At 41.9% G+C, this 16,979-nt stretch carries 15 protein-coding genes and 1 pseudogene; 9 read left to right on the forward strand and 7 right to left on the reverse strand.

Annotation, left to right across the window (positions count from 1 at the left end; all coding sequences use genetic code 11):
* The first annotated feature begins 53 nt into the window (after positions 1–53).
* The 3 genes from SST111_RS09135 (at position 54) to SST111_RS12470 (ending at position 1,995) form a co-directional block, all read left to right on the forward strand.
* The gene (locus SST111_RS09135) at positions 54–527 is read left to right on the forward strand and encodes a GNAT family N-acetyltransferase (protein WP_099810850.1); all 474 of its coding nucleotides are present in this window, start codon (positions 54–56) and stop codon (positions 525–527) included.
* Positions 520–1,152, forward strand: coding sequence for a hypothetical protein (locus SST111_RS09140; RefSeq protein ID WP_099810853.1), 633 nt, complete (start codon positions 520–522; stop codon positions 1,150–1,152). Before SST111_RS09135 ends, SST111_RS09140 begins: the two co-directional genes overlap by 8 nt.
* 177 nt (positions 1,153–1,329) lie before the next feature.
* On the forward strand, positions 1,330–1,995 hold the full coding sequence (locus SST111_RS12470) for a CPBP family intramembrane glutamic endopeptidase (RefSeq protein ID WP_257211861.1): 666 nt from the start codon (positions 1,330–1,332) through the stop codon (positions 1,993–1,995).
* 80 nt (positions 1,996–2,075) lie between these two features.
* Here SST111_RS12470 and SST111_RS09155 read toward each other — a convergent pair whose 3' ends face one another.
* Entirely contained in the window at positions 2,076–3,002 is a 927-nt protein-coding gene (locus SST111_RS09155; RefSeq protein WP_024398179.1) for a site-specific integrase, read from the reverse strand.
* A 120-nt stretch (positions 3,003–3,122) separates the two neighbouring features.
* Here SST111_RS09155 and SST111_RS09160 point away from each other — a divergent pair, with 120 nt between their 5' ends.
* The 6 genes and pseudogenes from SST111_RS09160 to SST111_RS09185 all read left to right on the forward strand — a co-directional run bounded on the left by SST111_RS09160 (position 3,123) and on the right by SST111_RS09185 (position 11,151).
* Entirely contained in the window at positions 3,123–3,698 is a 576-nt protein-coding gene (locus SST111_RS09160) for a restriction endonuclease subunit S (protein ID WP_029175736.1), read from the forward strand.
* A complete protein-coding gene (locus tag SST111_RS09165) occupies positions 3,691–6,897 on the forward strand; it encodes a type I restriction endonuclease subunit R (RefSeq protein ID WP_099810859.1) in 3,207 nt (1,068 codons plus the stop codon). Before SST111_RS09160 ends, SST111_RS09165 begins: the two co-directional genes overlap by 8 nt.
* Positions 6,898–7,004: 107 nt before the next feature.
* The gene (locus tag SST111_RS09170; RefSeq protein WP_099810861.1) at positions 7,005–8,249 is read left to right on the forward strand and encodes a restriction endonuclease subunit S; all 1,245 of its coding nucleotides are present in this window, start codon (positions 7,005–7,007) and stop codon (positions 8,247–8,249) included.
* A 12-nt stretch (positions 8,250–8,261) separates the two neighbouring features.
* A complete protein-coding gene (locus tag SST111_RS09175) occupies positions 8,262–8,930 on the forward strand; it encodes a Fic family protein (protein WP_029179331.1) in 669 nt (222 codons plus the stop codon).
* Between the two features lie 92 nt (positions 8,931–9,022).
* Positions 9,023–9,517, forward strand: a pseudogene (locus SST111_RS09180) (restriction endonuclease subunit S); the annotation flags it as partial.
* A 44-nt stretch (positions 9,518–9,561) separates the two neighbouring features.
* Positions 9,562–11,151, forward strand: coding sequence for a type I restriction-modification system subunit M (locus SST111_RS09185; RefSeq protein WP_099810862.1), 1,590 nt, complete (start codon positions 9,562–9,564; stop codon positions 11,149–11,151).
* A gap of 50 nt (positions 11,152–11,201) precedes the next feature.
* On the opposite strand, the gene serS is transcribed toward SST111_RS09185, so the two are convergent.
* The 6 genes from serS to SST111_RS09215 form a co-directional block, all read right to left on the reverse strand.
* Entirely contained in the window at positions 11,202–12,476 is a 1,275-nt protein-coding gene (gene serS, locus SST111_RS09190) for a serine--tRNA ligase (protein WP_099810865.1), read from the reverse strand.
* A gap of 214 nt (positions 12,477–12,690) precedes the next feature.
* Positions 12,691–13,062, reverse strand: coding sequence for a DUF956 family protein (locus SST111_RS09195; protein ID WP_099810867.1), 372 nt, complete (start codon positions 13,060–13,062; stop codon positions 12,691–12,693).
* 59 nt (positions 13,063–13,121) lie between these two features.
* Complete coding sequence (locus SST111_RS09200; protein WP_024399370.1) at positions 13,122–14,033, reverse strand: PTS system mannose/fructose/sorbose family transporter subunit IID; 912 nt, start codon at positions 14,031–14,033, stop codon at positions 13,122–13,124.
* Positions 14,034–14,050: 17 nt separating this feature from the next.
* On the reverse strand, positions 14,051–14,863 hold the full coding sequence (locus tag SST111_RS09205; RefSeq protein ID WP_002942573.1) for a PTS mannose/fructose/sorbose transporter subunit IIC: 813 nt from the start codon (positions 14,861–14,863) through the stop codon (positions 14,051–14,053).
* A 31-nt stretch (positions 14,864–14,894) separates the two neighbouring features.
* On the reverse strand, positions 14,895–15,887 hold the full coding sequence (locus tag SST111_RS09210) for a PTS sugar transporter subunit IIB (protein WP_099810870.1): 993 nt from the start codon (positions 15,885–15,887) through the stop codon (positions 14,895–14,897).
* Positions 15,888–16,115: 228 nt separating this feature from the next.
* Positions 16,116–16,925, reverse strand: coding sequence for a Cof-type HAD-IIB family hydrolase (locus tag SST111_RS09215; RefSeq protein ID WP_099810872.1), 810 nt, complete (start codon positions 16,923–16,925; stop codon positions 16,116–16,118).
* Positions 16,926–16,979: the final 54 nt, after the last annotated feature.

Below are 16,979 nucleotides of genomic sequence, written 5' to 3' on the forward strand. Positions count from 1 at the left end.
TATTTTTTGTGATATTTGATATAATAAATAAAATAGTTTCCAGGAGGTTTTCCATGTTAGTAAAAGCAGATCTATCAAACGCAGAAGAATTGCTACCTATTCAGCACCGAGCATTTGCAGCTTTGTATGAAACCTATCAGGACCAGTACAACCCTGCTATTGAAGCCATGGACTATTTCCAGTCACGCTTTGCACGACCAAATTGTAGCTATTACAAGATTATCGAGGAAGAGCACACAGTCGGCTTAGTACGGACAACAGTCGCTGAAGATGCAGACCAGGGCTGGCTAGGCTTGATTGGCATTGACCCAGACCACAGGGGAAAGGGCTATGGTCATAAGGCTATGTTAGAGTTAGAACAACTTTATCCAACGGTTAAGAGGTGGGTGCTCTGCACGGTCTTACAGGAAGCAAAGTTAGTTACTTTCTATGAGAGTCTAGGCTACAAGGCCATTAAAACCGAGCCTGAGCAGGAGGGTATGGATATGGTCTATATGGAGAAGTGGATAGGAGATTCAGATGCTTGAACAGTGTCGCAGATACCTGGATTATCAAGGGGTTCATTATTGCAAGCCTGAAAAAGCAGGAGCTTTGGCAGGCGATATGATAGCCTTAAGAAATGTAGCACAGGCAGCACGCAAGGAGTTTCAGACATTAAGTTTAGTCTTAGCTGAGCACGTCAGTCCCTTTGTGCCTGAGAGGGTCAGTCAATGGATGAATCAAGCCCAAATTTGCAGACCGCATTTTTGGACCTATTACCGTTTGCCCTCTGCCAGTCTAACGAACTCAGCTCTAGCTATTCGTCTGTATGGTAAGGGAACTGAGGCGGGGATTTCAGTAGAAGTCAGTTTTATTGAGCGAAAGAAAGTGGAGACCTCTCTGCTTCAGCAAAATCGTGTTCTGAACTGCTCGATTGCGGCACCACTTTATTACTGGGTGCAAGAGGGACAGGTATTTTATCGCCTAGATGGAACTGAGGAGAATAGGCAGAGCCTATTACAAGCCGTCGAAGCAGGACGCGTTCGAAAAGTACTGGTCAAGTATGATGTACCATTTAGAACCGTTACCTCCGGGGAGGAACTGCTGGAACGCTTGATTCAGGGCTTTTCTCTACTAGAACCCTACTTGAAGATGACACACCCCGCTGAATAATCAGTGGGGTGATGGCAACAAACATCGTAAGGGTGTTTGTTTTTTAGTGTATATTGACAAATTCATTGAATTTTTGTAAAATTGTATCATAACAACAGAACAGCTTGATTGACATTGCGTGAAATCCTATAATAGATTGAAGGCACTCTATATGATGGAGCGGAAGAGGAGAAGAGTATGGAGAAACTGAGTCAAGGTTTGGAATGGATTGGTCGGAAGATTTGGTTATTATTAAGGATTTTTGGTCTCTTAGTGCTTGCTGTCCTTCCAGATCTGATTTTGGAAGAGTCCAAATCGCAAGTCACCTTGGTAATAGTTGGGCTGATGACGCTTGGACTTTTGGTCTTTTTCTGGTGGCGGGCTGAAAAAAATGATCTGTCAGTCTGGGACCCTAACATTCTTACTTGGGACGGTCTGGCGATAGTTATATTAGCCTTTGCTATCATGCAGTTGACGGATATGCTTGGTTATTATTTGTTGGAATTGCAGGGGGCTACCACAACAGAAAACGATGCTTCGATTATAGAATTTTTGAAGGGAGTTCCTTTTGGGCTGGCACTCTTGACAACAGCATTTTTGCCAGCAATTGCAGAAGAGGTTATATTGCGGGGTTATTTCTTTAAGAAATTGTTTGGGTCGCAAGCAGTTGTTGGAATCATTGTTTCAAGTCTGCTTTTCGGAGCCCTTCATGGACCGACCGATTTTGCCTCTTGGCTGATTTATGGGGGAGGTGGCCTCATCTTTTGTATCCTCTATCATAAGACGGGCTACTTGATTTATCCTATTGCTGTCCATTTTATCAACAATGCTTGGTCGGTGGTGGCTTTCTATTATTTTCGATAAACACAAAGAAAAGACGATTCCGTTTGGAGTCGTCTTTTGCTATTGTCAGTACAAGCCTTGTCACGATAGAGATAGGAATGTCAACAAAGTCCTGATAGTGACCGCATAATTAAATCAACATCTTGGTTTTCCAACTCACGAATGATATGAAGATAGGTTTTCTGGGTCGTTGTTATGCTTGCATGACCAAGTCGTCTAGCAACACTTGCGATAGAGACCCCGGCAAATAATAAAATAGATGCATGGGTGTGTCGCAGGGCATGAATGGTGATGACAGGAAGGTTTGCACTTAGGCAACGCTTTTCAAGAATGGCATTGATGGTAGAGTTGTATATCCGCTCTTTCTTCACGAAAAGTAGGTCATCAGGTTGGGTGTGCTGCAATAAGTTGGCGAATTGGGTGCTGGTTTGCCAGTCGAGTTGGATTTTTCGAATTGAAGATTTATTTTTTGTAGGTAAAAATCCGCCGTCTCCTTTATAATTCCATGTTTTATCAATGGTCAATAGCTGTCGGTGAAAATCAAAATCTTGAGTAGTGAGAGCAAGGGCTTCGGAGAATCGAATACCTGTTTTAGCAATCAATAAGATGAGCCAATCCCAATTCAGCTCCTCTCCGAGACGTAATTCTTGTATCAACTGATGAAGTTCAAATTGGTTGAGGTATTTTGTCTTTTTCTTTCGAGGAAGTCTTCCTTTGATAATCACCTTACGTGTCGGGTCTCGTTCAATAATTCCTTCATCTACAGCATCTAAAATAGCTCCTTTCAACTGGTGATGAAAATCCATGGTTGTCTGTCGTTCATGTGTTTTAGCATAGCTGTTAATCAATTCTTGGTAACGAACCCGATTCAAATCTTCCAACAACAGACTAGGAGCTAGTCTGATAAGCCACTGCAATGTCATTCTATATTTCTTGAGAGTGACTTCTCGAATGGCTCCTTCCTTGTAAATCCGTAGCCAATTTGCATAATAGTGATGGAAAAGCTGTTTTTCTTTTGATAAGTTCATGGCAGAACCTCCTTTTTAATTTTTAAAAATTACATAATTTATTGACAGATTTCCGAGGAGATGCTATACTTATTTTAGCGAAAAAATGTAATTATGAAAAATTTCAAAGAAAGGAAAGTTATGAAACTAGAAGAATTGGCTCACTTTACGGGAGGTAGTTTACAGGTTCGCTTGGATACTACTAGCTGGGAAGATGCTAGAGACTATATCCTCTACAATCAGCAACATCATCAATTGGATGGTTATGAGGTGATAGAAGAAGTGATAGATAGTCGGACCGTGACGACAGATAGAGAAGTGACCTTGCTTGAGGAGGGAGACTTACTCTTTAGTTTACTATCGGGGAAGGCTGTTTTAGTGAGAGCAGAGCACGCAGGCTTACTCTATACACAGAACTATATCAAAATTGAACCCATTGCAAAGCTGGATAAGGTCTTCTTGCTGTATCTGATCAATGAATCCTCGGCTATTAGACGGCAGTTTTACCAAAGCTTACAGGGGAGTGAGGTAATGAAATATACAGTCAAGCAACTGAAAAGTTTACAGCTAGGCGCCTTGCCTCCTTTAGATAGTCAGCAAAAATTAGGAAAGATTTATTTAGATGGATTAGCTTTACGGCAGAAGCGGCAAGCTTATGCGCAAGGAGATTTTTTACGACTAACATATTTGTTAAAGGAGGTTTACGCACATGAATGAATTAGCATTTGAAACAGAATTGATTCAATATATTACGACAGGTACTATTACACAGCCGGAGCACCTAGAAGGTCTAGAATGGTCTGTTAGTGATTCTTCGCCCCTGTATGCAGTCAAATCTAAACTGTGGACTTATGAGCCGAGTATCAAGACAACGGAGCAATTATGGGAAAATTTTCGTAATATTCTCTGGCAACACAACCAACATCGATTGGACAAACCCTTGAGCGATACCGAGTTTGCTCAGGTCAAGCAGATTATTTCAGATCTGAAGACACCTTATGAGGCTGGCCAGTTTTTATATGGGATTAGCGGTGTTTCCGAATTGGAAATTACGCTTGATGATGGACGGCATACATTTCTGACAGTATTTGACCAACGTAAGATAGGTGGTGGGGATACTGTCTACCAAGTGGTGAACCAAATTCGTAGGGCTCCTAAAATCCCTGGACGACGAGAATGTATATTCGATACAACCTTGTTGATTAATGGCTTACCTATTATTCAGATTGAAGAGAAAAAGGATACGATAGATGTAGACAAGGCATTGAACCAAATGCATCAATATATCCAGGAACGGCAATATACGGATATTTTTTCTACCTTGCAGATTCTAGTCGCTATCGCCCCCAACAATGTTCGCTATATGGCCAATACCACTGCGGAGAAATTTAATAAGGACTTTGCTTTCCACTGGCAGCGTAAATCTGACGGTAGTAAGGTTCGGAATTGGAAAGAATTTGCGGATTCCATGCTCAGCATTCCTATGGCCCATCAGATGGCGACCAACTACATGATCTTAGACGGGACACCGCAGAAACAAATGCTGAAAGTCATGCGTCCCTATCAAGTTTACGCCACTCAGGCGGTCATTGAGGGGATAAAAAAAGTCGATTTTGAATTAGGCTGTAACAAGGTTGGTTACATCTGGCATACGACAGGCTCAGGGAAGACGATCACTAGTTTTAAAACGGCTTGGCTGGCAAGTCGAATGCCCAAGGTAGACAAGGTTGTCTTTCTAGTGGATCGTATCGCATTGACCAATCAGACTAAGGATGATTATCTGGCTTATGATCCAGAAGCTGGGGAGAATAGTTTTGGCAGTATTCGAGAAACTCAAAATACCACAGCCTTGGCACGGCAGTTGACTAGTAAGGATAGTGGGATTATCGTTACTTCTGTGCAAAAATTGGATACACTGGTGAAGAGAAAATCCTTCAAATCACCAGATAAGCATATCGTGTTTATCGTTGACGAAGCTCATCGCTCAACTGGTGGAGATAGTTTTGCAGGGATTCAAAAGGCTTTTAAGAAAGCGGCTTGGATTGGCTATACAGGAACTCCCAACTTAGATGATACAGGTGCTAGTCTGCGGACGCAAGATATTTTTGGCCCTCTTCTTCATGCCTACACTATTAAAAATGCCATTAGTGACCGCAATGTGCTAGGGTTTAAGGTGGATTTTGAGACAACCATTGATCAGGAAAAACTAAAAACAACTTACTTACCAGATTTTTATCGGCAAAAATATCCGAAGTGGACAAGTGCACAGATTGAAGAAAAGATTGCCAATCTAAGTCCGGATGATATGGATGATGCGGTGACTTCTAGCATCTATGACGAAAATCCAGAGCATGTTCGATTGGTAGTCGAAGATGTCTTCAAACACTGGGCAAATCGCTCTGGCAGTGGCCGTTACAATGCCTTATTCACCACCCACGTAGGTGGAGGCAGGGCCTCCACACCCATGGCTATGATGTATTTCCGAGAGTTTCAACGGATTAACCAACTGCATCGAGAGCAAGGAGGTCTGGTCTTGAAGGTGGGAGTGACCTTTGCATTGAATACTCAAAATAATGATAGCATGGTCGAGTCAAATACTGGTTTGCTTGAAGCTATTACGATCTATAACACAGAATTTGGGACGTCCTTTGGCTTGTCAGATGTTGCCTCTTATACAGAGGACCTGGTTAGTCGCCTTAATAGAACAGCCAAGGACAAGAACTACTTAGATTTGGTGATTGTCGTGGATCAGTTGTTGACAGGTTTCAATGCTCCTGAGCTCAATACTCTTTATGTTGACCGAACCCTAAAAGGAGCCAGTCTTATCCAGGCCTATTCTCGTACCAATCGTGTGGAGGATATGGATAAAAAACCTTTTGGACGGGTGGTCAATTACCGCTGGCCAGCTCATAATGAGAAATTGATGAATCAGGCCTTGGCCATCTATGCAGATGATAGTGCTGCCGATTTATCAGATGCGGAACAAAAAAATAACAATGAAAAAAATGGACTGGTGGCTAAGCCTTTCAAGGATGTATTTGCTGAAGTCAAACAAACGGTCGACCAATTGAGAGAGTTGACGGGTGATTTCAATGATATTCCGAAGTCTGAGAAAAAGCGTGAGGCTATGTTAGAATTGCTCCGTGCTTACAATCAAGGATTGTCTAAGCTGAAACAGTATCAGCCAGAGGAGGTTGATGGGGTGATTGAAGGATTTGATTACAATCAGCCGGACCGCTTTATTGAAAGTTTGGGAATGTCTGTAGAGGAAGAAAAACTTTTGACGACAGTCTTAGCCAACGAATTGAAACGAACCTTGGCGAAACAACAAAAAGTTAGCATTCACCAAATTGAACTCAAGATGACTCACATCAAGGAAGTGACAATTGACTACGATAAATTGACCGAACTGGTTGAGCTCTTGCTGAATCAGGTTCACGAAGAGAAGATGGTAGAAGCCGCAGCTACCAGGGATGAGTTGGATAGATTTGCAAGCGGTTTGGAAGACCTCAACTATGCTGACCAGATCCGTCAAACAGGGGATGCAATCTATCGAGGTGATTTTCCGACACAAGATATGAACTTTGCTTATCCAGTCAAGGGGATTGATAGTCAGAAGATTATCCAAGAAGCATCGCATGTTTACATTGACAAGAAGCTCTTTGCTTTCCGAATCCAATGGGGCTTGACGGAACATATCCGCAACCAAGAACTACGAGAGTTGTTGGCGAGACATCGATATGGTCAGAATGACTTGGATGATACCGGACACTTACGTACCTTGATAAAAGAAGCTAGTCGCGATTACCAGACCTGGGCAGAAGATGATGCTGTTAAAGGCTTGAGCAAGATTCAGTACCGCAATCAGTTGAGACAAGCACTATATGATTTGGCCGACGACTTGGTTGGTCAATAGGTTGCGATTTTGTTGGATGATAGCGTATAATAGAATGGAAATCGTCCGAAAAATTGCAAAAATAACTTTCAAAAATAAAACAAAAAGAAAGTAGAAAAGGAGGGACTATGACAAAAGAAAAATCAACCGTACCACGATTGCGCTTCCCTGGATTCACGGACGCTTGGAAACAGCGTAAGTTGGGGGAGGTTAGTAAAAGAGTTACTAGAAGAAATAAAGAATTGATTTCTAGTTTACCGCTAACTATTTCCGCACAACATGGATTAGTAGATCAAGAAGAGTTTTTTAATAAGCAAGTTGCAAGTAAAGATGTATCCAGTTACTATCTAATTAAGAAGGGTGAATTCGCCTATAATAAATCATATTCAAATGGCTATCCGTGGGGAGCAATAAAAAGATTAGATAGGTATGAAATGGGAGTGCTTTCCACACTTTATATTGTATTTAAACCGACTTCTTTGATTTGTTCTGATTATCTAGTGAGTTACTACGATACTGTAAACTGGTATAAAGAAGTATCTATGATTGCGGCTGAAGGGGCAAGAAATCATGGGTTATTGAATATAGCTCCTAATGATTTCTTCAAAACTAGATTATTCATCCCCACCCTCCCCGAACAAGAAGTCATCGGCAGCTTCTTCTCCGACCTAGATCAGCTTATTACTCTTCATCAGCGAAAATTAGATGATGTTAAAGAATTGAAGAAGGCTTTGTTACAGAAAATGTTTCCGAAAGGGAATGGAAACGATTTTCCTGAGCTAAGATTCCCAGAATTTACTGACGCTTGGAAACAGCGTAAGTTGGGGGAAGTTGCGGAAAAAATTAGTCAAAAAAATCTAGATAGACAGTATGTAGAAACTTTTACAAATTCTGCTGAATTCGGTATCATTTCTCAGAGGGATTTCTTTGAAAAAAATATCTCTAGTTTGGATAATATAAGTGGATACTATATTGTGAGTCCTGATGATTTTGTATATAATCCAAGGATTTCAAATTTAGCTCCAGTTGGTCCAATAAAGCGGAATAAATTGGGAAGAGTGGGGGTTATGTCGCCTCTTTATACTATATTTAGATTTTCAGATATACATTTGGATTTTGTAGAGAAGTATTTTGACACAACAATTTGGCATAGATATATGGAGCTGAATGGGGATAGTGGAGCTCGCTCAGATAGATTTGCCATTAAAGATTCAGTTTTCAAAGGTCTACCTATTCCCCTCCCCACCCTCCCTGAACAAGAAGCCATCGGTAGCTTCTTCTCCGACCTAGATCAGCTTATTACTCTTCATCAGCGTCAGTTGGATCATCTGAAACTGTTGAAAAAAGCCTTGTTACAGCAGATGTTTATATAGAAAGAGGTCAGTATGACATATTCGCAGGATTATTTAGATGACCTTCTGGTACGAATGGCCTATCATTCCAGCGGGATTGAGGGGAATACCATTTCTCTGCCTGAGACGGTTTCGATTATTTTGGAAAGTACGCTACCTGGCAAGCACAAGAGTATCCGTGAATTTTACGAGATTGAAAATCACAAACAAGCCTTCCGAGCTCTGCTATTTGCCTTAGATAATGGGGAAGAGCTGAGTTTGGGACTGGTTAAGGATATTCATGCCTTATTGATGGACCGCCTCCAGCATGATCGGGGGCAGTTTAAGTCGGTACAAAACGCTATTATTGGTGCGACCTTCAAGACTGCATCGCCAGAGGAAACGCCTTTTCTCATGCAACAGTGGGTGGACAATGCCAACTATCGCTTGGGGTTGCCTTTGGAAATAGCTGAGCTGTTAGAGGTGTTGGCAGATGTGCATATTCAGTTCGAGCGTATTCACCCATTTAGTGATGGGAACGGTCGGACAGGACGGCTGATTTTGATGTTCCAAAGTATGCTCAAGTTGGGAGCGCCCGTACTGATTAGTAAGGAAGATCGAGCTCTTTATATGGAGTTGTTAGCGGAACAAGATGTGACTGGATTATCCCAATTGCTCAAACGCTCCTTGGAGTTTGAACAAGAACGAAAAAACCAGTTTTAAGTCGAATTTTCAGAAAGCGGCTTTCAATCGGAACTATTATTTTTGCCTGAAAATACAATGAAAGCCCTACTTTCACAACTACTTGGAAACAGCGTAAGTTGGGGGAGGTTTTGAAAGAAAGGAATGAAAGTAGGTCTCCAAGTGCTGATGTGCCCCTAGTATCATTTACAGTAGAGAATGGGGTTACCCCAAAAACGGAACGCTATAATCGAGAATTTTTAGTTAGGGATGAGAATAAGAAGTATAAATTTACCCAATTGGATGATATTGTATATAATCCGGCAAATTTGAAATTTGGAGCTATTGCGAGAAACAAATATGGAGCTGCTGTATTTTCACCGATATATGTTACCTATGGAGTGTTGTCAGAAGCTCATCCACTCTTTGTTGAGTTGATTGTGACTTCTACCAATTTCATACAACGAGCATTACGTTATCAAGAAGGGACAGTTTACGAGAGAATGGCAGTTAAATCTTTTGATTTGCTCAGGAGCGAAATTCCCCTCCCCACCCTCCCCGAACAAGAAGCCATCGGCAGCTTCTTCTCCGACCTAGATCAGCTTATTACTCTTCATCAGCGAAAATGAGATTTCGAGTAAAAAATGAAACAACATGAAAGGATTACAAAAACATGTCAAAAACTATTCAAGCCGTTACCAATCAGATTTGGTCTATGGCCAATGAATTACGAGGAAACATGGATGCTTCGGAATATAAGAACTATATCCTAGCCTTCATGTTTTATCGCTACCTATCTGAGCATCAAGAGCGTTTCTTGGTGGAAGATGAAATTATCAGTCCTGCTCCAGGAGAAACTGTTCAGGATGCCTATGCACGAGAAGCAGTTGGGAATGACTTGGTGGAGTATTTGGAAAATACAGCTTCTCACCTTGGATACGCGATTGCACCAGAAGATACCTGGGCAAGACTGGTAGCCAAAATTGATAACAGTGAGATTGTAGCGAGTGACTACCAGACGATTTTCGATCATTTTAATGCCAATGTAGAACTCAATCAGGATGCTATGGAAGATTTCAGAGGCGTCTTTAATGACATCAATCTAGGTGACTCTCGTTTGGGCAATTCAACGGTTGCGCGTGCAAAATCCTTGAACAGTATTGTGAAGCTGATTGACAGCATTGAGTATAAAAATGATGAAGGAAAGGATATTCTGGGGGAAATCTATGAGTATCTTATTGGACAGTTTGCCGCTTCGGCAGGTAAAAAAGGCGGAGAATTTTATACCCCGCATCAAGTAAGTAAGATTTTAGCCAAGATTGTTACTTTAGGTTTGGAAAAATCAGATACTAGCTTCTCTGTTTACGATCCAACCATGGGTTCAGGGTCTTTGCTACTAACAGTGCGTAATGAACTACCTCAGGGCCAGCATATCAAATTCTATGGCCAAGAAATGAACACAACTACTTATAACTTGGCGCGGATGAACCTGATGATGCATCAGGTCGGCTACAGCAATATGATTTTGAATAATGCTGATACCTTAGAAAGTGACTGGCCGGACGGGGTCGATGAACTTGGAATCGATCAGCCACGTAGTTTTGATGCGGTCGTCGCAAACCCACCCTACTCTGCTAAATGGGACAATCGTGAGTCCAAATTGAAGGATCCACGGTTTATGGAATACGGTAAGTTAGCACCAGCCTCTAAAGCGGACTTTGCCTTTATCTTACACAGTCTTTATCATCTGAATAATACAGGGACCATGGCCATTGTTTTACCACACGGAGTGCTCTTTAGGGGAGCAGCAGAAGGTCATATTCGCAAACTGATTATTGAGAAAAATTATCTGGATGCAGTTATTGGCTTGCCAGCTAACCTGTTTTATGGCACAGGCATTCCAACCACTATTCTAGTCTTCAAAAAAAATCGTCAGACCAAGGATGTCTTCTTTATCGATGCGAGCAAGGAGTTTGAGAAAGGGAAGAACCAGAATCACCTTTCCGATGACATGGTAGAAAAAATTGTAGAGACCTATCACAATCGTCAGTCTCTTGACAAATATGCTCATTTGGCATCAATAGAAGAAATTGTAGAAAACGACTACAATCTAAATATTCCTCGTTATGTTGATACTTTTGAGGAAGAGGAAGAGATTGATCTCGGGCAAGTAACGCAGCAACTAGAACAAGATAGACTAGAAATTCGGGCTCTAGAAGATAAGATTCGTCAACAATTAAAGACTTTGGGTGTAGATTTTTAGATAAATGAAAAGAGCGAGTAGGATTTTTCCTCGCTCTTTCTTTGTATGTCTTATGGTTTAATCACATCAACCCCACCCATGTATGGACGGAGAACTTCTGGAATGGTGACAGAACCGTCTTCATTTTGATAGTTTTCAAGGATTGCCGCAACCGTACGACCTACTGCTAGACCAGATCCGTTGAGGGTGTGGAGCAATTTGACTTTGCCGTCAGCAGCATCGCGGTAGCGGATTTGGGCACGGCGAGCTTGGAAATCTTCTGTGTTGGAACAGCTGGAGATTTCACGGTAGGCATTTTGGGCTGGAATCCAGACTTCCAAGTCATAGGTTTTGGCAGCTGAGAAGCCCATATCGCCTGTACAGAGGGCTAAAACGCGGTAAGGTAAGCCTAATTTTTGAAGGATATTTTCTGCATTTGCGGTCATTTTTTCCAATTCATCATAAGACTGTTCTGGTGTGGCAAATTTGACCATTTCAACCTTGTGGAATTGGTGAAGGCGGATAAGACCACGGGTGTCACGACCAGCAGAACCAGCTTCAGAACGGAAAGATGGGCTCATGGCTGTGAAGTAGATTGGCAGGTCTTTTTCTTCCAAAATCTCGTTGCGGTAGTAGTTGGTCAATGGCACTTCAGCAGTTGGGATGAGGACGAAGTTAGTGTCTGCCAACTCAAAGGTATCTTCCTTGAACTTAGGATATTGACCAGTACCGAACATAGAGTCGTGGTTGACCATGTAAGGTGTGATGATTTCTTGGTAGCCTTCTGCGATATGCTCGTCCAACATGAAGTTGTAGAGGGCACGTTCTAAGCGAGCACCCAAGTTCTTGTAGAAGAGGAAGCGTGCACCAGTTACTTTTGCGCCACGTTCCCAGTCCAGAATATCTAGGTCTTCGCCCAAATCCCAGTGAGCTTTTGGCTCGAAGGTAAATTCACGAGGAGTGCCCCAACGGCGAACTTCCACGTTTTCTTCTTCGTCCGCACCAACAGGAACAGAATCATGTGGCGTATTTGGAAGAACTGCAAGAATGGCATTTAGTTTTTCATCAATTTCCAAGAGTTCAGCATCCAAGTTTTTTACATCGGCAGACAGTTTTTGCATGGCAGCAATCTTGTCATCAGCATTTTCCTTGTTGCGTTTTGCTTGGGCAATCTCCGCAGAAACGGTGTTGCGCTCTGCTTTGAATTCTTCTACAGTAACCAAGATTTCACGGCGTTTTGCATCCAATTCCTTGATGTCTGCCAAGGTTTCGGCAGCCACACCACGAGTAGCTAATTTGGCAGCCACTCCGTCAAAATCTGTACGAATACGTTTGATATCTAGCATAGTTGTCTCCTTTTGAATAAAAAACACAGAATGAGAGATGCTAGAGCGATATTTACCGCGGTTCCATCCAGCTTCACATTCTGTGCACTTTAAGTATGTCATTTTTAGCCAACGGTAGAATTTCATATCCCTTGTTTATCTGCTCACAGCGACCGCAGACTTTCTGAAAAACGCCTGATATTACTTATCCGTTTGTTTTATTATACTTGATTTTTTATTTTTTTGCAAATAGATTTGAGATTTTCTGTCCTAGAATTTGCAGGAGAGTTGGCAGTTTGACAACTTTCTCATTGCCAATATGTTCACGAGCAATTTTTAGAATTTTACCAGAATCTTTAGAAGCAAACAAGAATCGACTTTTTTCTGTATAAATTTCAAAATGACGGCTGATTGCTTTTCCAGAAACGTTAGCACCGATGCTAGTCATTTCTGACCAAGGAATCTGGATATAACGCTCAACGTTGCTATCTGGGTAGAACTCAAGTGCCTTGTCACCAATTAGAAATTTACCAACCTTGCCACCAAAGTCCATGTAGGAAACCCCTGTGGTTTGCAGTTCAATGCTTGTATTTTGTGATTGTGCCATATCGGCTCCTTTCTAGATAACAATTATATCATAAAACCCCGCAAGAGCGGGGTCCTTGATTACATAATGTTGAAGAAACGAGCAAGAATACCTACGATGAAGAGACCGATAATCATTGTGATTGGTGTTACTTTCTTCTTAAGCAAGTGCATGCAGAGGAAAGTAAGGAGAAGTCCCATCAAACCAGGAATCAAGCTGTCTAACTGACCTTGTAATGTTTGTGCTTGAGTTGGGTAAAGGCTAAGTCCGCTAAGGGCGTCATTCAAGATACCTTGAAGTTCAGTACCAGTTACAGTGCCTTTAGGGAAGACGATGTAAGCACCTTCTGACAATTGTTTAGCAGGAAGATTTACAGCGAAAGTAATTGATACCCAGCGTTGAACAAGAACGGCAAGGATGAACATACCAAGGATTGAAGCACCTTTAGTGATGTCTTGAAGGATACCACCAGACATGTCTTTAGTGATTTCGCTACCAGCCTTGTAACCAAATTCTTGTGTATACCATAGGAAGGCCATACGGATTGCGTTCCAACCAAAGAAGAAGATGATTGGTCCCATGATATTTCCAGATAATGCAAGTGAAGCACCCAGAGCACCAAGGATTGGGCGAACAGTAAACCAGAAGACTGGGTCACCGATACCAGCAAGAGGTCCCATCATACCGATTTTCACACCTTGGATAGCTGTGTCATCGATTTCAGCACCATTAGCACGCTCTTCTTCAAGGGCAAGAGTTACACCAAGGATTGGTGAAGCAACGTATGGGTGTGTGTTGAAGAATTCCAAGTGGCGCTCAAGAGCAGCAGCTTGATCTTCTTTTTTCGTGTAAAGTTTTTTGATAGCTGGGATCATTGCATAAGCCCAACCTAAGTTTTGCATACGCTCATAGTTCCAAGAACCTTGAAGGAAGGTTGAACGCCACCAAACTTTTTTACGATCGCTTACGGAAAGTTGAATTTTTTCTGACATGATGAATCTCCCTTCTCTTAGTAGTCTTCAAGGATATCGCCGATTGGGTCATTTGAACCAGCGTTACCACCGTTACCTGATCCGCCTTGTTTAGAGAGGTTGAGGTAAATGAAAGCAATAGCAACACCGATGGTTCCAAGTGCAATCAGTGTCAATTGGCTGATAGCTGCAAGGGCAAAACCGATTGCAAAGAATGGCCATACTTCACGAGTCGCCATCATGTTGATAACCATGGCATAACCTACGGCAACAACCATACCACCGCCGACAGCCATACCGCCTTTGAGCCATTCTGGCATTGCTTCAAGGACACCTTGAACAGCTTCGGCTGGCATTGCAAGTAGAAGAGCTGCAGGAATGGCAATACGCAACCCTTGAAGGAGAAGAGCGAACAAGTGGTAACGTTCCACAGCAGCGAAGTCTGCAGATTTTGCTGCATTGTCTGCACCGTGGACCAAACCAACTGAGATAGTACGAACGATCATTGTAAGGAAAAGACCAGCTACGGCAAGAGGAATAGCAGTTGTTGTTGCAACGGCAATACCATCAGCTGAGAAGTCGCCACCTTTGATCATGATGATTGCAGCAGCTACAGAAGCAAGAGCAGCGTCAGGAGCAACAGCTGCACCAATGTTTGCCCAACCAAGTGCAATCATTTGTAGAGAACCACCAAGCATAACACCTGCAGCCAAGTTACCAGTCACAAGACCGATAAGGGTACAAGCTACCAATGGTTGATGGAATTGGAATTCGTCAAGGATACCTTCAAGACCAGCGAAGAAGGCAACGATGACAACGAGAATTGCAGAAATAAGTGTAATATCTGACATGTTGTAATCCTTTCTATACTAACAGATCGATTTATTGAACGTTTGCCTTGTTGATAAGTTCAAACAAGTCTTTCTTCGAATCGTTTGGTACTTTACGCACATCAAATTCAACGCCCAAGTCACGCAATTTTTCAAAGGTTGCAACGTCATCTTTGTCCATTGACAATACGTTGTTAACCATTGTTTTACCAGTTGAGTGAGCCATAGAACCAACGTTTAATTCTTTGATTTCTACGCCACCTTCGATTGCTTCAAGAGCTTCCTGTGGTGTTTCGAAGAGAATCAAGGCATGTGTGTTACCAAAGCGAGGGTCTTTAGAAACCTCAATCAATTTCTTGATTGGGACAACGTTCGCTTTCACGTTACCAGGAGCAGCTTGTTTGATGAGTTGTTTGCGCAATTCATCTTTCGCAACTGTATCTGAAGCAACGATGATACGATCTGCCTTAGAAGCAGGAGTCCAACCAGTCGCCACTTGCCCATGCAAGAGACGAGTGTCGATACGAGCCAAGTTGATTTTCAATTTACCATCTCCGATGACAGTCCCTGGAGGGATTGCACCTTGTGGAGCAGTTGGTGCTGCTTCAGCTACTGGAGCAACTTCTGCGGGTTGAAGTTCTTCTGGTAGAACCTTCACACCATCCTTGGCTTCTTTGATAATGTTTGCCGCAACTTCTTCAACTCCAGCCTCGGCGTTAATCATACGCTCTGTATAGGCTTGGATCAGCATCGGCAAGTTGAGGCCTGTGATGATGGCAAACTTACGATCTGGATTTTCACCAGCTACGCGGCTTGCTTGGTTAAATGGTGATCCACTCCAAAGGTCAGCTAACACCAAAACTTCATCATCGGCATCGAATGCGTCAACAGCAGCATTGAGCTTAGCGTATAAATCATCTGGTCCTTCGCTTGGCATGAAAGTAACAACCTGTACTTTATCTTGTTCGCCAAAGATCATTGAACCTGACTGATGGATACCAGCAGCAAATTCGCCATGACTTGCAATAATGATTCCAATACTCATTATTGTTCCCCCTAAATTTTTTCTAGTTCCTTTGAAATGTAAAACTATGAATAGGCTTACATTTTTTGAACTGTTCCATTATAAACCGTTTTCAAGATATTTGTCAAGAGGAATTATGTTAAAAGTGCAAAATGTTTCCGAAACTTTTCATAATCATGTTTCAGAAAAGTGATAAAAATATGCAATGAATATGATAAAAACCTGACAGTTTATCAGGTTTTTTGATGTCTATAAAAATAGGTTTTCTAGTTCACGTGCGACACCATCTTCAAAATTAGCAAATGCTGTCAATCTGTCGGCATGTGGACGAAGTGTATCGCTACAATTTTTCATGGCATAGCTGGTACCTGCGAGTTCTAGCATTTCGACGTCATTGTGCTCATCACCAAAAGCAACTAAGTCGCTAGGACTAGCCTGGAAGAGTTCTAAGACATAGCTAAGGGCGGTTGCCTTATTGACACCTTTTGCACAAGTTTCGAGGATATTTAATGGTCCGCCCCACGTATTGATTTCTAATTCATCTTTGAAATAGGCATTCATTTCTTTGGCTAGTTGGTACTTGTCAGTTGCACGAGTCTGCATAAGGATGGAATGAGGATCACTAGTGATTAATTCAGGTTTGATGAGTGTATCTGGAGTAATCTGTTCAACCCCCATCAGAGCAGGATCGATCTTGTCTAAGTTCTTTTGAGTGATGTAGAATTTATTCTTGTATTCACCAGCAATAAAATCTGCCTCGAATGTTTCTTCTTCTTTTAGAAATTCGAGTAGGTATTTTTTGTCGATTAAAATATTTTGTTCCCATTGCCATTTCTTTCCAGGGATGTGGACTAAAGAACCGTTGAAATTAATCATGGGAGTATCCAGTTCTAATTGTTGGTAAAATTTTTCAGCCATTCTATAAGGTCGTCCTGTTGCGATGAGAACGGTATGTCCTGCCTGACTAACTTTTTTTATAGTAGAAATAGTGTAATCAGATAGTTGACTTTCAGCGTTTAACAATGTTCCGTCTAGATCAAGGGCTATTATTTTCTTCATATTCTATTCAATCTACCTTTCTAAAACTAATAATTTCCAGTATAACAAAAGGAG

This window comes from Streptococcus suis YS161 (assembly GCF_002760245.1).
Classification (GTDB): Bacteria; Bacillota; Bacilli; order Lactobacillales; family Streptococcaceae; genus Streptococcus; species Streptococcus suis_I.